The organism is Burkholderia sp. AU45251, assembly GCF_030482905.1.
Classification (GTDB): Bacteria; Pseudomonadota; Gammaproteobacteria; order Burkholderiales; family Burkholderiaceae; genus Burkholderia; species Burkholderia aenigmatica.
Window position 1 is genome coordinate 12,822 of sequence record NZ_JAUJQH010000014.1, and the last position, 15,443, is coordinate 28,264.

General features: G+C 64.9%; 13 protein-coding genes. All 13 read left to right on the forward strand.

The annotated features are described in order from the left end of the window. Positions 1 to 255 precede the first annotated feature (255 nt). The 13 genes from gyrA to rfaE1 all read left to right on the forward strand — a co-directional run bounded on the left by gyrA (position 256) and on the right by rfaE1 (position 15,406). A complete protein-coding gene (gene gyrA / locus QZM67_RS24525; protein ID WP_089450129.1) occupies positions 256 to 2,859 on the forward strand; it encodes a DNA gyrase subunit A in 2,604 nt (867 codons plus the stop codon). A gap of 83 nt (positions 2,860 to 2,942) precedes the next feature. After that, positions 2,943 to 3,542, forward strand: a complete 600-nt coding sequence (locus QZM67_RS24530) for a DUF2059 domain-containing protein (RefSeq protein ID WP_011351329.1) — start codon at positions 2,943 to 2,945, stop codon at positions 3,540 to 3,542. A 155-nt stretch (positions 3,543 to 3,697) separates the two neighbouring features. Then, the gene (gene serC / locus QZM67_RS24535; RefSeq protein WP_301807272.1) at positions 3,698 to 4,780 is read left to right on the forward strand and encodes a 3-phosphoserine/phosphohydroxythreonine transaminase; all 1,083 of its coding nucleotides are present in this window, start codon (positions 3,698 to 3,700) and stop codon (positions 4,778 to 4,780) included. 33 nt (positions 4,781 to 4,813) lie between these two features. Then, the gene (pheA, locus tag QZM67_RS24540) at positions 4,814 to 5,896 is read left to right on the forward strand and encodes a prephenate dehydratase (RefSeq protein ID WP_043181854.1); all 1,083 of its coding nucleotides are present in this window, start codon (positions 4,814 to 4,816) and stop codon (positions 5,894 to 5,896) included. Between the two features lie 186 nt (positions 5,897 to 6,082). Beyond that, a complete protein-coding gene (locus tag QZM67_RS24545; RefSeq protein WP_175023120.1) occupies positions 6,083 to 7,009 on the forward strand; it encodes a prephenate dehydrogenase/arogenate dehydrogenase family protein in 927 nt (308 codons plus the stop codon). 13 nt (positions 7,010 to 7,022) lie between these two features. Continuing rightward, entirely contained in the window at positions 7,023 to 8,327 is a 1,305-nt protein-coding gene (aroA, locus tag QZM67_RS24550) for a 3-phosphoshikimate 1-carboxyvinyltransferase (protein ID WP_043181857.1), read from the forward strand. Positions 8,328 to 8,340: 13 nt separating this feature from the next. Next, complete coding sequence (gene cmk, locus QZM67_RS24555; protein WP_043181860.1) at positions 8,341 to 9,027, forward strand: (d)CMP kinase; 687 nt, start codon at positions 8,341 to 8,343, stop codon at positions 9,025 to 9,027. A 123-nt stretch (positions 9,028 to 9,150) separates the two neighbouring features. Continuing rightward, a complete protein-coding gene (gene rpsA, locus QZM67_RS24560; RefSeq protein WP_307871539.1) occupies positions 9,151 to 10,881 on the forward strand; it encodes a 30S ribosomal protein S1 in 1,731 nt (576 codons plus the stop codon). A gap of 22 nt (positions 10,882 to 10,903) precedes the next feature. Next, on the forward strand, positions 10,904 to 11,227 hold the full coding sequence (locus QZM67_RS24565) for an integration host factor subunit beta (RefSeq protein ID WP_006486894.1): 324 nt from the start codon (positions 10,904 to 10,906) through the stop codon (positions 11,225 to 11,227). Between the two features lie 210 nt (positions 11,228 to 11,437). Next, the gene (locus QZM67_RS24570; protein WP_175023124.1) at positions 11,438 to 11,731 is read left to right on the forward strand and encodes a lipopolysaccharide assembly LapA domain-containing protein; all 294 of its coding nucleotides are present in this window, start codon (positions 11,438 to 11,440) and stop codon (positions 11,729 to 11,731) included. 53 nt (positions 11,732 to 11,784) lie between these two features. Next, on the forward strand, positions 11,785 to 12,957 hold the full coding sequence (lapB, locus tag QZM67_RS24575; RefSeq protein WP_301807278.1) for a lipopolysaccharide assembly protein LapB: 1,173 nt from the start codon (positions 11,785 to 11,787) through the stop codon (positions 12,955 to 12,957). A gap of 90 nt (positions 12,958 to 13,047) precedes the next feature. Beyond that, positions 13,048 to 14,448, forward strand: coding sequence for a UDP-glucose/GDP-mannose dehydrogenase family protein (locus QZM67_RS24580; protein WP_175023126.1), 1,401 nt, complete (start codon positions 13,048 to 13,050; stop codon positions 14,446 to 14,448). A gap of 7 nt (positions 14,449 to 14,455) precedes the next feature. Beyond that, positions 14,456 to 15,406, forward strand: a complete 951-nt coding sequence (gene rfaE1 / locus QZM67_RS24585; protein WP_175023128.1) for a D-glycero-beta-D-manno-heptose-7-phosphate kinase — start codon at positions 14,456 to 14,458, stop codon at positions 15,404 to 15,406. Positions 15,407 to 15,443: the final 37 nt, after the last annotated feature.

Here is a 15,443-nt window from a genome sequence, read left to right on the forward strand (position 1 = left end):
TTGCGCCGGTGAATGCAGTTGTTTACTCGTGCGCGAAAAACAAGCGATGTTGCAATCGTCTGTGATGTCGAGTCGGGCGCGATTGCGGTGTGCAATTCCGGCCGATTCGCTGGTGCTGCGATTTTTGCTATTTATATATAGAGGGGGCGGCGAATTGGCGGCTGATGGACGCATGTTAGAATCTCGCGTTGCGTTGCGCATGCAGCGCCCACGCGAAAGGCGTTCGCCGTCTTCGCTCCGAAACGATACGGATACATGGATCAATTCGCCAAAGAGACCCTGCCCACCTCCCTAGAGGAGGAAATGCGCCGTTCGTATCTCGATTACGCGATGAGCGTGATCGTCGGACGTGCCCTCCCGGATGTCCGCGATGGCCTGAAGCCCGTGCACCGGCGCGTGTTGTTCGCGATGCACGAACTGAACAACGACTGGAACCGCGCGTACAAGAAGTCGGCGCGTATCGTCGGTGACGTGATCGGTAAGTACCACCCTCACGGCGACACCGCGGTCTACGACACGATCGTGCGGATGGCGCAGGACTTCTCGCTGCGCTACATGCTGATCGACGGGCAGGGCAACTTCGGCTCGATCGACGGCGACAATGCCGCGGCGATGCGTTACACCGAAATTCGCATGGCGAAGATCGGTCACGAGCTGCTCGCCGACATCGACAAGGAAACGGTCGATTTCGAGCCGAACTACGACGGCAACGAAATGCAGCCGTCGGTCCTGCCGTCGCGCATCCCGAACCTGCTGATCAACGGCTCGTCGGGTATCGCGGTCGGTATGGCGACCAACATTCCGCCGCACAACCTGAACGAAGTCGTCGACGCGTGCCAGCACCTGCTGGGCAACCCGGAAGCGACGATCGACGAACTCATCGAGATCATCCCGGCGCCGGATTTCCCGACGGCCGGCATCATCTACGGCGTCGCCGGCGTGCGCGATGGCTACCGCACCGGGCGAGGTCGCGTCGTGATGCGCGCGGCCACGCACTTCGAGGAGATCGACCGCGGCCAGCGGATGGCGATCATCGTCGACGAGCTGCCGTACCAGGTGAACAAGCGGTCGCTGCTCGAGCGGATCGCCGAGCTCGTCAACGAGAAGAAGCTCGAAGGCATCTCCGACATCCGCGACGAGTCCGACAAGAGCGGCATGCGTGTCGTGATCGAGCTCAAGCGCGGCGAAGTGCCGGAAGTGGTGCTGAACAACCTGTATAAGGCGACCCAGCTCCAGGACACGTTCGGCATGAACATGGTTGCGCTCGTCGACGGCCAGCCGAAGCTGCTGAACCTGAAGGAAATCCTGCAGTGCTTCCTGTCGCATCGACGCGAAGTGCTGACGCGCCGCACGATCTACGAACTGCGCAAGGCCCGTGAACGCGGCCACGTGCTCGAAGGTCTCGCGGTCGCGCTCGCGAACATCGACGAGTTCATCGCGATCATCAAGGCCGCGCCGACGCCGCCGATCGCGAAGGCGGAGTTGATGGCGAAGCCGTGGGATTCGTCGCTCGTGCGAGAGATGCTCACGCGCGCCGAGAGCGAGAACGCGGCGGCCGGCGGCCGTTCCGCGTACCGTCCGGAAGGCCTGAACCCGGCGTTCGGCATGCAGGTCGACGGGCTGTACCGCCTGTCCGACACGCAGGCCCAGGAAATCCTGCAGATGCGTCTGCAGCGCCTGACCGGCCTCGAGCAGGACAAGATCATCGGCGAGTACCGCGAAGTGATGGCGCAGATCGCCGACCTGCTGGACATCCTCGCGCGCCCCGAGCGGATCACGACGATGATCGGCGAGGAGCTGACCTCGGTGAAGGCCGAGTTCGGCGACGCGCGCCGCTCGAAGATCGAGCTGAACGCGACCGAGCTGAACACCGAAGATCTGATCACGCCGCAGGACATGGTCGTCACGATGTCGCATGCGGGCTACGTGAAGTCGCAGCCGCTGTCCGAGTACCGTGCGCAGAAGCGCGGCGGTCGCGGCAAGCAGGCGACGCAGATGAAGGAAGACGACTGGATCGAGACGCTGTTCATCGCGAACACGCACGACTACATCCTGTGTTTCTCGAACCGCGGCCGCGTGTATTGGGTCAAGGTCTATGAAGTGCCGCAGGGCTCGCGCAACTCGCGCGGCCGCCCGATCGTCAACATGTTCCCGCTGCAGGAAGGCGAGAAGATCAACGTCGTGCTGCCGGTCAAGGAATTCTCGGCCGACAAGTTCATCTTCATGGCGACGTCGCTCGGCACCGTGAAGAAGACGCCGCTCGAGGCGTTCAGCCGTCCGATGAAGAAAGGCATCATCGCGGTCGGCCTCGACGAAGGCGACTACCTGATCGGTGCGTCGATCACCGACGGCGCGCACGACGTGATGCTGTTCTCGGACTCCGGCAAGGCCGTGCGCTTCGACGAGAACGACGTGCGTCCGATGGGCCGCGAGGCGCGCGGCGTGCGCGGCATGCAGCTCGAGGACGGGCAGCAGGTCATCGCGCTGCTGGTCGCCGGCAGCGAAGAGCAGACGGTGCTCACCGCGACCGAGAACGGCTACGGCAAGCGCACGCCGATCACCGAGTACACGCGTCACGGCCGCGGCACGAAGGGTATGATCGCGATCCAGACGTCCGAGCGCAACGGCAAGGTCGTGGCCGCAACGCTCGTCGATGCCGAAGATCAGATCATGCTGATCACGACGGCCGGTGTGTTGATTCGCACCCGTGTCTCGGAGATTCGCGAGATGGGGCGTGCCACGCAAGGTGTTACACTCATCAGTCTCGATGAGGGTACCAAGCTCTCTGGCCTGCAGCAGATCGCGGAGGCCGAGGAGGGTGACGGCGAGGCCGACGAGGCGTCGGACGGCGAAGCCTGAAGAACGGATGAGACTCTAGCCGCCGCGGGCGCGAAGCGCCGCGGCCGGCGAGCAACCATTCATATTTCCAAAAGGGAGTGATGATGCAAAAGCAATTCAAGCAACTGGTTCTGCTGGCTGCACTGGTGCCGACGTTCGCGATGGCGCAAGCGCTGTCGAATTCCGCACCGGCAGCTCCGGCAGCAGCTGCGCCGATCGACGCCGACAAGAAGGCAGCGATCAAGGATCTGCTCGACGCGATCGACGCGCCGAAGCTCGTGTCGGCAATCGGCAACAGCGCCGAAATGCAGGCCAAGCAACTCGTCCCGGCGATCCTGTCGGACGCGCTGTCGGAAAACAAGACGCTGAACGACAAGCAGAAGCAGGCTGCCGTTCCGACGCTGCAAAAGAACGCGGTGCCGAAGCTGGTTGACGGCGCAGGCAAGGTGTTCGGCACGCAACAGTTCCAGAACGACGCAATGTCGGCTCAGTACGACGCCTACGCGAAGTACTACAGCACGTCGGAGATCAAGGATCTGACGACGTTCTACAAGAGCCCGACGGGCCGCAAGTTCATCCAGGTTCAGGATCAGGTCGGTCGCGACGTGGTCAATGGCCTGATGCAGAAGTACATGCCGCAAGCTATCCAGGCAACGCGCACGCAGGCTGACAAGGAAGTCGCAGCAGTCAAGCCGGGCAAGTAAAGCCGTCCGGGCACGCCCCCGGCCGTTCGGCCGGGTTTGGCGGGAGCCTGACGACAGTGCGATAATGGCCGTTTGCGCGTGAGCGCAAGCGGCCATTTCTTTTCTGGCGCGTTCTGCCGGCAGCGAGCCGGTCGCGTCCCTCCGAGGTTTTCACGATGCGCGTCTTTAATTTCTCCGCCGGCCCCGCGGCGATGCCCGAGGAAGTGCTGCGGCAAGCTGCCGACGAAATGCTCGACTGGCACGGCAGCGGCATGAGCGTGATGGAGATGAGCCACCGCGGCAAGGAATTCATGTCGATCCACGAGGCCGCGCTGACCGACCTGCGCGACCTGCTCGGCGTGCCAGCCAGCCACCGGATCCTGTTCCTGCAGGGCGGCGGTATCGCGGAAAACGCGATCGTGCCGATGAACCTGCTCGGGTCGCGCAAGACGGCCGACTTCGTCGTCACGGGTTCGTGGTCGCAGAAGTCGTTCAGCGAAGCGAAGAAATACGGTACGCCACATCTCGCCGCGACCGGCAAGACGGAAGACGGCTTCACGCGTGCGCCCGCGCGCGCCGAATGGCGGCTGTCGGACGATCCGGCCTACGTGCATCTGTGCACCAACGAGACGATCGACGGCGTCGAGACGTTCGAGATTCCCGATCTGGGCGACGTGCCGCTGGTCGCGGATGTCTCGTCGCACATCCTGTCGCGTCCGATGGACGTCGCGAAGTACGGCGTGCTGTTCGGCGGCGCGCAGAAGAACATCGGGATGGCCGGCGTGACGCTCGTGATCGTGCGCGAGGATCTGCTCGACCGCGCGCTGTCGATCTGCCCGTCCGCGTTCGAATGGAAGACCATCGCCGCGAACAACTCGCTGTACAACACGCCGCCCACCTACGCGATCTACATCGCGGGTCTGGTATTCCAGTGGTTGAAGCGGCAGGGCGGTCTCGAAGCGATCGAGGCCCGCAATATCGAGAAGGCGAAGCTGCTCTACGACACGATCGATTCGAGCAGTTTCTATCTGAACAAGGTCGAGCCGGCAGCACGTTCGCGGATGAACGTGCCGTTTTTCCTGGCCGACGAAACGCGCAATGAAGACTTCCTCGCCGGCGCAAAGGCGCGCGGGCTGCTGCAGCTGAAGGGCCACAAGTCCGTCGGCGGCATGCGGGCGTCGATCTACAACGCGGTGCCGCTCGAGGGCGTGAAAGCGCTCGTCGAGTACATGAAGGACTTCGAGCAGCGCGGCGCCTGACGGCGGCGCTGTTCAAACAGCACGGCAAAACGCATGGACGACGAACTGAATTCCCGCCTGAAACCGCTGCGCGATCGCATCGACGCGATCGATGCGCAGCTGATCTCGCTCCTGAACCAGCGCGCTGCGGTGGCGCTGGAGGTGGGCGAGGTCAAGAAGCATTTCAACGCACCGGTGTTCCGGCCGGAGCGCGAGCTGCAGGTGATCGCGCGGCTGCAGGACATGAGCGCGGGGCCGCTCGCGAGCGAGCACATCAGCGCCATCTGGCGCGAGATCATGGCTGCGAGCCGAGCGCTCGAGCAGACGATCCACGTCGCGTTCCTCGGGCCGGTCGGCACGTACAGCGAGCAGGCGATGCTCGAGTATTTCGGCCAGTCGATCGAAGGGCTGCCGTGCCCGTCGATCGACGAGGTGTTCCGTTCGGTCGAGGCCGGCGCGTCCGCGTTCGGCATCGCGCCGGTTGAGAATTCGACCGAAGGCGCCGTGTCACGCACACTCGACCTGCTGCTGCAGACGCAACTGTTGATCAGCGGCGAACTCGCGCTGCCGATCCACCACAACCTGCTGACGCAGAGCGGCACGCTCGACGGTGTGAAGCGCGTCTGCGCGCATGCGCAGGCGCTCGCGCAATGCCAGCAGTGGCTCGCGGCAAATGCGCCGCAGCTCGAGCGGCAGGCGGTGGCGAGCAACGCGGAGGCCGCGCGTCTCGCGGCGGCCGATCCGACCGTCGCGGCGATCGCGGGCGACCGCGCGGCCGCACACTACGGCTTGCAGATCGCGTTCTCGCTGATCCAGGACGATCCGCACAACCGCACGCGCTTCGTCATCATCGGCAAGCAGCCGGCCGGCCAAAGCGGTCACGACCAGACGTCGCTGATCGTGTCGGTGAAGAACGAGCCGGGCGCCGTGTTCAAGCTGCTCGAGCCGCTCGCGCGGCACGGCGTGTCGATGACGCGCTTCGAGTCGCGCCCGGCGCGCGTCGGCACGTGGGAGTACTACTTCTACATCGACATCGAAGGGCACCGGGACGATGCGGCGGTGGCGGCCGCGCTCGCGGAACTCGGCCAGAAGGCTGCGTTCCTGAAGGTACTCGGTTCGTATCCGCGCGCACGCTGATGCGCGGCGGCCCGTCGCCTGTTCGAGCAGGCGTTGCGGCCAGGCGGGCAGGGCAGGCCGGTCGGTGCTGCCGAAGGCGGGTTCGGGCGGTGTCTGGCGCAGCTTGCGCCGGATGCGAGCCCGTTGCCCGGAATCTGGAATTCCGCGTGCGGGGTGTCGCCCTGCGCGCGTAACTTGGCTCTTGTCGTGTCAGGCTTTGCATTCAACAAACTGGTCATCTTCGGCGTCGGCCTGATCGGCGGATCGCTGGCCCGCGCGCTGCGCGAGCGCGCGCCGGGCAGCGCGGGCGAGGTCGTCGGCGTGGGCCGTTCGCGTACGTCGGTCGAGCGCGCGCTCGCGCTCGGCGTGATCGACCGCGCGGCAGCGCTCGACGACGACGCGCAATTGCGCGACGCGCTGGCAGGCGCCGATCTCGTGCTGCTGGCGGCACCCGTCGCACAGACGGGCCCGTTGCTCGCGCGCATCGCGCCGTGGCTTGAGGCGGCGACGATCGTCACCGATGCGGGTAGCACCAAGTCCGATGTCGTCGCGGCCGCGCGCGAAGCGCTCGGCGCGCGCATCGCGCAGTTCGTACCGGGGCATCCGATTGCCGGTCGCGAGTCGAGCGGCGTCGAGGCCGCGTTGCCGGATCTGTATGTCGGCCGCAACGTCGTGCTGTGCCCGCTGCCGGAGAACCTGCCCGAATCCGTCGCCCGGATCGACGCGATGTGGCGCGAAACCGGCGCCGACGTGCGCACGATGAGCACCGAGCAGCACGATCGCGTGTTTGCGTCGATCAGCCATCTGCCGCACGTGCTGTCGTTCGCGCTCGTCGAGCAAATCCTCGGTGAGGCCGACGCGGAACTGAAATTCTCGTACGCGGCGGGCGGCTTCCGCGATTTCACGCGCATCGCTGCGTCGAGCCCGGAGATGTGGCGCGACGTGTGTGTCGCGAACCGCGCGGCGCTGCTCGACGAACTCGATGGCTACACGCGCGTGCTCACACGGCTGCGCGCGGCGATCGACGCCGGCGACGGCGCGGCGCTCGAAGCCGTGTTCACGCGCTCGCGTGCCGCGCGCAAGGCATGGCAGGAGCGCGGCGGTACGCCCGCTGCCGAACCGATCAAGAAATAACAGGACGATTCCCATGGACTATCTCGATCTCGGCCCATACTCCAGCGCATCGGGCACCGTGCGCCTGCCCGGCTCGAAGAGCATTTCGAACCGCGTGCTGTTGCTCGCGGCGCTTGCCGAAGGCGAAACGACGATCACCAATCTGCTCGACTCCGACGACACGCGCGTGATGCTCGACGCACTCGGCAAGCTCGGCGTGAAGCTCGCGCGCGATGGCGACACCTGTGTCGTCACGGGCACGCGCGGTGCATTCACCGCGAAGACGGCCGACCTGTTCCTCGGCAACGCGGGCACGGCCGTGCGGCCGCTGACCGCCGCGCTCGCGGTGAACGGCGGCGACTATCGCGTGCATGGCGTGCCGCGCATGCACGAGCGGCCGATCGGCGATCTCGTCGACGGCTTGCGGCAGATCGGCGCGCAGATCGACTACGAGCTGAACGAAGGCTACCCGCCGCTGCGGATCAAGCCCGCGACGGTTTCCGTCGACGCACCGATCCGCGTGCGCGGTGACGTGTCGAGCCAGTTCCTCACGGCGTTGCTGATGACGCTGCCGCTCGTGAAGGCGAAGGACGGCAAGACCGTCGTCGAGGTCGACGGCGAACTGATCTCGAAGCCGTACATCGACATCACGATCCGGTTGATGGAGCGCTTCGGCGTGACCGTCGAGCGCGACGGCTGGCAGCGCTTCGTCGTGCCGGCCGGCGTCCGCTATCGCTCGCCGGGCCGGATCATGGTCGAGGGCGACGCGTCGTCCGCGTCGTACTTCCTCGCGGCCGGCGCGCTTGGCGGCGGCCCGCTGCGCGTCGAAGGCGTGGGGCGTGCGAGCATCCAGGGCGATGTCGGCTTCGCGAATGCGCTGATGCAGATGGGCGCGAACGTGACGATGGGCGACGACTGGATCGACGTGCGCGGCATCGGCCACGACCACGGCAAGCTCGAGCCGATCGACATGGACTTCAACCTGATCCCCGATGCGGCGATGACCATCGCGGTCGCGGCGCTGTTCGCGAACGGCACGAGCACGCTGCGCAACATCGCCAGCTGGCGCGTGAAGGAAACCGACCGCATCGCCGCGATGGCGACCGAGCTGCGCAAGGTCGGTGCGATCGTCGAGGAAGGCCCCGACTATCTCGTCGTCACGCCGCCGGAAAAGCTCACGCCGAACGCGGCGATCGACACGTACGACGACCACCGGATGGCGATGTGCTTCTCGCTCGTCAGCCTGGGCGGCGTGCCTGTGCGGATCAACGACCCGAAGTGCGTCGGCAAGACGTTCCCCGACTATTTCGACCGCTTCGCCGCGCTCGCCAAAGCCTGACCTGATTGTTCCGATGAAATCGACCCGACCCTTTCACCCGACCCCTGTCATCACGATCGACGGCCCGACTGCTTCCGGCAAGGGCACCGTCGCCGCGCTCGTCGCCGCGCATCTCGGCTTCCACCTGCTCGACAGCGGCGCGCTGTACCGTCTCGCGGCGCTGGCGAGCGTGCGCTACGACATCGCGGCCGACGACATCGATGCACTCGTGAAGCTGATCGACGATCTCCACATCACGTTCCGCGAAGGCTGCGCGCAGCTCGACGGCGTCGATGTGTCGAACGACATCCGCGCCGAAGCGGTCGGCAACCGCGCATCGGCGATCGCCGTGCACGGGCCGGTGCGCACCGCGCTCGTCGCGCGCCAGCGCGCGTTTCGCAAGACGCCGGGCCTCGTTGCAGACGGGCGCGACATGGGCACCGTGATCTTCCCGGACGCCGTGCTGAAGGTGTTCCTGACGGCCAGCGCCGAGGCGCGCGCGACCAGACGGCATAAGCAATTGATGCAAAAAGGTTTTTCTGCTAATATAGATGACTTGCTCCGGGATCTTCGTGAACGTGACGCGCGCGACAGCAATCGCGCGGCCGCGCCGCTGAAGCCCGCGGCAGATGCCAAGCTGCTCGATACGTCGGCACTTTCGGTCGATGAAGCCGTCGATCAGGTGCTGCAGTGGTACCGGGCGCTCGGCCAGCCCGCCTGAGAAGGCGGGTAGCGGTAGGTGCTCCGCGCATAAGTGCGGAGCGTGTTTCGAACCCTTAACCCCGTGTGGACCTCGATCTGGCCCTTTCAGCCTGCCATTCCGGCCGGCGTGGCACAGCGATCCATGCACAATCAGATTTTTATGTCCGACCTGCAAACCTCTACCCCGAATACTGAATCTTTCGCGGCTCTGTTCGAAGAGTCGCTGACCCGCCAAGACATGCGCGCCGGCGAAGTGATTTCCGCCGAAGTCGTGCGCGTCGACCACAACTTCGTGGTCGTCAATGCAGGCCTGAAGTCCGAGGCTTACATTCCGATCGAGGAATTCCTGAACGATCAGGGCGAGGTTGAGGTGCAGTCGGGCGATTTCGTGTCCGTCGCGATCGACGCACTCGAAAACGGCTACGGCGACACGATCCTGTCGCGCGACAAGGCGAAGCGCCTTGCATCGTGGCTGTCGCTGGAAAAGGCTCTCGACAACAACGAACTCGTCACCGGCACGATCACCGGCAAGGTGAAGGGCGGCATGACCGTGATGGTCAACGGCATCCGCGCGTTCCTGCCGGGTTCGCTGGTCGACACGCGTCCGGTCAAGGACACGACCCCGTACGAAGGCAAGACGCTCGAGTTCCGCGTGATCAAGCTCGATCGCAAGCGTAACAACGTCGTGCTGTCGCGTCGTGCAGTGATCGAAGCCACCCAAGGCGAAGAGCGCGCGAAGCTGCTCGAGACGCTGAAGGAAGGCGCGATCGTCAACGGCGTGGTCAAGAACATCACCGACTACGGCGCGTTCGTCGACCTCGGCGGCATCGACGGCCTGCTGCACATCACCGACATCGCATGGCGTCGTGTGCGTCACCCGAGCGAAGTCCTGTCGGTTGGCCAGGAAGTCACCGCGAAGATCCTCAAGTTCGACCAAGAGAAGAACCGCGTCTCGCTGGGCATCAAGCAACTGGGCGACGATCCGTGGGAAGGCATCTCGCGCCGTTACCCGTCGGGCACGCGCCTGTTCGGCAAGGTCACGAACATCACCGACTACGGCGCATTCGTCGAAGTGGAATCGGGCATCGAAGGCCTCGTCCACGTGTCGGAAATGGACTGGACCAACAAGAACGTTGCTCCGTCGAAGGTTGTCCAGCTGGGCGACGAAGTCGAAGTCATGGTCCTCGAGATCGACGAAGACCGTCGTCGTATCAGCCTCGGCATGAAGCAGTGCAAGCCGAATCCGTGGGATGACTTCAGCCGCAACTTCAAGAAGGGCGACAAGATCACGGGCGCAATCAAGTCGATCACCGACTTCGGCGTGTTCATCGGTCTGCCGGGCGGCATCGACGGCCTGGTCCACCTGTCGGACCTGTCGTGGAGCGAAACCGGCGAAGAAGCTGTTCGCAAGTACAAGAAGGGCGACGAAGTCGAAGCAATCGTGCTCGGTATCGACGTCGAGAAGGAGCGCATTTCGCTCGGCATCAAGCAACTCGAAGGCGACCCGTTCAGCAACTACGTTGCAATGAACGACAAGGGTTCGATCGTCGACGGCGTCGTGAAGACGGTCGATGCGAAGGGTGCGGTCATCACGCTGACGGGCGACATCGAAGGCTACCTGCGCGCGTCGGAAATCTCGCAGGATCGCGTCGAAGATGCACGCAACGTGCTGAAGGAAGGCGACAAGGTCAACGCGATGGTGATCAACATCGATCGCAAGTCGCGCGGCATCAACCTGTCGATCAAGGCGAAGGATTCGGCTGAGCAACAGGAAGCGATCCGCGGCCTGCAGTCGGACTCCAGCTCGGCTGCGACCGGTACGACCAACCTCGGCGCGCTGCTGAAGGCGAAGCTCGACGGCCAGAACCAGTAAGCCTCACGAGGTCTGCTGAAGTATGACCAAATCCGAGTTGGTCGCGCAGCTGGCATCGCGATTTCCGCAACTTGTCCTCAAGGATGCGGATTTCGCGGTGAAAACGATGCTCGATGCGATGTCTGACGCCCTGGCGAAAGGGCATCGTATCGAAATTCGGGGTTTCGGCAGCTTTGGCCTCAACCGTCGCCCGGCGCGCGTCGGACGCAACCCGAAGTCGGGGGAGAAAGTGCAGGTGCCCGAGAAGTTCGTGCCGCACTTCAAGCCTGGCAAGGAATTGCGTGAACGCGTCGACGGCCGCGCCGGTGAACCGCTGAAGGCTGACGATCCGGACGACGAGCGTTGAGCGTCATCCGGTTTGCCCGGAACCCATCCGGCGAAGGCTGAAAAGAAAAGCGCCCCTTGCGGGCGCTTTTTTCATTTCCGGCGCGGGCGGCGTAACGGGTGAGCGCAGGATGTGCGCAGCCGCGGAAACGCTTCCTTTACAATACGGGTCGATTCGGTGCGACGAAGGGGAGTCGCGCGCCGCGGCAAACCTCAACAAAGAGAGGGCTTCATGAAGTTTATCGTCTGGCTGATCCGGGTATTGGTGTTCGTACTGCTGCTGGTGCTTGCGCTGGCCAATACGCAAACCGCGACGCTGAATTTCGTTGCCGGCTTTTCATGGCAAGCGCCGCTGATCCTGCTCGGCCTGGCGTTCTTCGCCGTGGGGCTGCTGGCCGGCTTGCTGTCCGTGCTGCCTTCGATCTTCCGCCTGCGCCTCGAGAACGGGCGCCTGAAGCGCGATCTGCGCGCGGCGCGCGAAACGCCGGCCGTCATCGACCAGCCGCCGATGCCGCCCGTCATTTAACACGGACGCCGCGCGATCATCGCGCGGTTTTCGTCTCTGCTTCGATATTTCGCATGGATCTGGATTTCTGGTGGTTGCTCGCGATTCCGGTCGCGTTCGCGCTCGGTTGGGCGGCGTCACGCTATGACCTGAAGAATCTCCTGTCGGAGAGTGCCAACCTGCCGCGATCGTATTTTCGCGGCCTGAATTTTCTGTTGAACGAACAACCCGACAAGGCGATCGACGCATTCATCGAGGTCGCCAAGCTCGACCCCGAGACGGTCGAGCTGCACTTCGCGCTCGGCAACCTGTTTCGCCGCCGCGGTGAAACCGACCGCGCGATCCGGGTGCATCAGAACCTGCTGAGCCGCACGGACCTGCCGGTCAACGAGCGCGACCACGCGTTGTACGAGCTTGGCCAGGATTTCCTGAAAGCCGGCCTGCTCGATCGTGCCGAGGAGGCGTTCCACAAGCTCGCCGACGGCGATTACGCGCTCGGCGCGCAGCGGGCGCTGCTGACGATCTACGAGATCGAGAAGGACTGGAACAAGTCGATCGATACGGCGAAGCGCATCGAGTCGATGAGCGACAGGCCGCTTGGCGTCGAAATCGCTCAGTTCCACTGCGAACTCGCGCAGGACGCGCTGCAACGCAAGAACGCGGCAGCGGCCGCCGAACAGCTGCGCCTGGCGCTGGCCGTGAACCCGCAGAACGTTCGCGCGACGGTCCTGTCCGGCGACGCGGCGGAAGCGGAGGGCAACCACGCGGCCGCGATCGAGCACTGGAAGCGCGTCGAAGCGCAGAATCCGGCGTATCTGCCGCTCGTCGCCGACAAGCTGATGAAGGCGTACGTCGCGCTCGGCAAGAACGCCGAAGGCGCCGAGCTGCTGATGGGGTATATCGATCGCTATCCGTCGAACGACCTGCTCGACATCGCGTACCAGCACATCGCGGGGTTGCGTGGCCAGGACGCGGCGCACACGCTCGCGCGCACGCAGATGGAGAAGTCGCCGAACCTGTCAGGGATGCTGCATTTGCTCGATGCGCAAATCGCGGCGGCCGACGAACCGCGTCGTAAGGAACTTGAAATGATGCGTGCGCTGATCAAGCAGCGCACGAAGAATCTGCCACGGTATACGTGCCAGAATTGTGGCTTCCGGGCACGGCTTTTCTATTGGCAGTGTCCCGGATGCAGCGGCTGGGAAACCTATGCGCCGCGCCGCGTCGAACCAGCGATGCCGGGCTGATCCCGGCACGCCGAGCCAACGCGCTGCGGTTGTCGCCGGGCTCGTCCCGGCGGCCAAGTTAGTCAATCACCGGGAAGTACCGGAACATCTATGAAAATCACCATCATCGGCACCGGCTACGTCGGTCTCGTCACGGGCGCCTGCCTGGCGGAGATCGGTCACGACGTCTTCTGTCTCGACGTCGATCCGCGCAAGATCGACATCCTGAACAACGGCGGGATGCCGATTCACGAACCGGGGCTGCTGGACATCATCGCGCGCAACCGCGCGGCCGGGCGCCTGCGCTTCTCGACCGACATCGAGGCGAGCGTCGCGCACGGCGAGATCCAGTTCATCGCGGTCGGCACGCCGCCCGACGAGGACGGTTCGGCCGACCTGCAGTACGTGCTCGAAGCCGCGCGCAACATCGGCCGCCATATGACGGGCTTCAAGGTGATCGTCGACAAGTCGACGGTGCCGGTCGGCACCGCGCAGCGCGTGCGCGGCGTGGTCGACGAGGCGCTTGCCGCCCGCGGGCTGGCGGGTAGCGTCGCGCACCGCTTCTCGGTCGTGTCGAACCCGGAGTTCCTGAAAGAGGGCGCCGCGGTCGAAGACTTCATGCGTCCGGACCGGATCATCATCGGCGTCGACGACGACGAGACGGGCACGATCGCGCGCGAGAAGATGAAGAAGCTCTATGCGCCGTTCAACCGCAACCACGAGCGCACGATCTACATGGACGTGCGTTCGGCCGAATTCGCAAAATACGCGGCGAACGCGATGCTTGCGACGCGTATCTCGTTCATGAACGAGATGTCGAATCTCGCCGACAAGGTCGGCGCCGACATCGAGGCCGTGCGCCGCGGGATCGGCTCCGATCCGCGCATCGGCTATCACTTCCTGTACGCCGGCGTCGGCTACGGCGGCTCGTGCTTCCCGAAGGACGTCCAGGCGCTGATTCGCACGGCCGGCGAGAACGGCCAGCCGCTGCGTATCCTGGAGGCCGTCGAGGCGGCCAACCATGCGCAGAAGGACGTGCTGATCGGCAAGATCGAGCAGCGCTTCGGTGCCGACCTGACCGGCCGCGAGTTCGCAGTGTGGGGTCTGGCGTTCAAGCCGAACACCGACGACATGCGCGAGGCGCCGAGCCGCCGCCTGATCGCCGCGCTGCTCGCACGCGGTGCGACCGTGCGTGCCTACGATCCGGTCGCGATCGAGGAAGCGCGGCGCGTGTTCGCGCTGGATTTCGGCAATGACGCGAGCGCGCTGGCGCGGCTGCATCTCGTCGACACGCAGGACGTCGCCGTGAAGGGCGCGGATGCGCTCGTGATCGTGACCGAGTGGAAAGAATTCCGGAGCCCCGATTTCACGCGCCTGAAGGCTGAACTGAAGGTGCCGGTGATCTTCGACGGGCGCAACCTGTACGAGCCGGACGCGATGGCCGAGCTGGGCATCGACTACTATGCGATCGGCCGGCCGTATGTCGATCCCCAGTCGTCTTCCCGTGGCTGACCGCACGATGAATACTCTCCGCGAAGTCGTTCCGGTGCCGCGTGCGCAGATCGCGCGCTCGCGCGTGCTTGTCGTCGGCGACGTGATGCTCGACCGTTATTGGTTCGGCAACGTCGATCGCATTTCGCCTGAAGCGCCGGTGCCGGTCGTGCATGTGCAGCGTCAGGAAGAGCGGCTCGGCGGTGCGGCCAACGTCGCGCGCAACGCCGTGACGCTCGGCGGCCAGGCCGGCTTGCTGTGCGTCGTCGGTTGCGACGAGCCCGGTGAGCGGATCGTCGAGCTGCTCGCCAGCAGCGGCGTGACGCCGCATCTCGAGCGCGACCCGGCGTTGCCGACCACGATCAAGCTGCGCGTGCTCGCGCGCCAGCAGCAACTGCTGCGCGTCGACTTCGAGGCGATGCCGACGCACGAGGTGCTGCTCGCAGGTCTCGCGCGCTTCGATTCGCTGCTGCCGCAGCACGACGTCGTGCTGATGTCGGATTACGCGAAAGGCGGCCTGACGCACGTCACGACGATGATCGAGAAGGCACGTGCGGCCGGCAAGTCCGTCCTCGTCGATCCGAAGGGCGACGACTGGGCACGCTATCGCGGCGCGTCGCTGATCACGCCGAATCGCGCGGAATTGCGCGAAGTGGTCGGGCAGTGGAAATCGGAAGACGATCTGCGCGCGCGCGTCGCGAAGCTGCGCGCGGAACTCGACATCGACGCGCTGCTGCTCACGCGTTCGGAAGAGGGCATGACGCTCTTTTCCACCACCGGCGAACTGCACGCCCCGGCGCTCGCGCGCGAGGTGTTCGACGTGTCGGGCGCGGGCGATACCGTGATCGCGACGGTCGCGACGATGCTCGGCGCAGGCGTGCCGCTCGTCGACGCTGTCGTGCTCGCGAATCGCGCGGCAGGCATCGTGGTCGGCAAGCTCGGCACGGCCACGGTGGACTACGACGAACTGTTTCACTGAGCGCATGCGGTGGCGCGACAAGCGCGCCCCACGCATC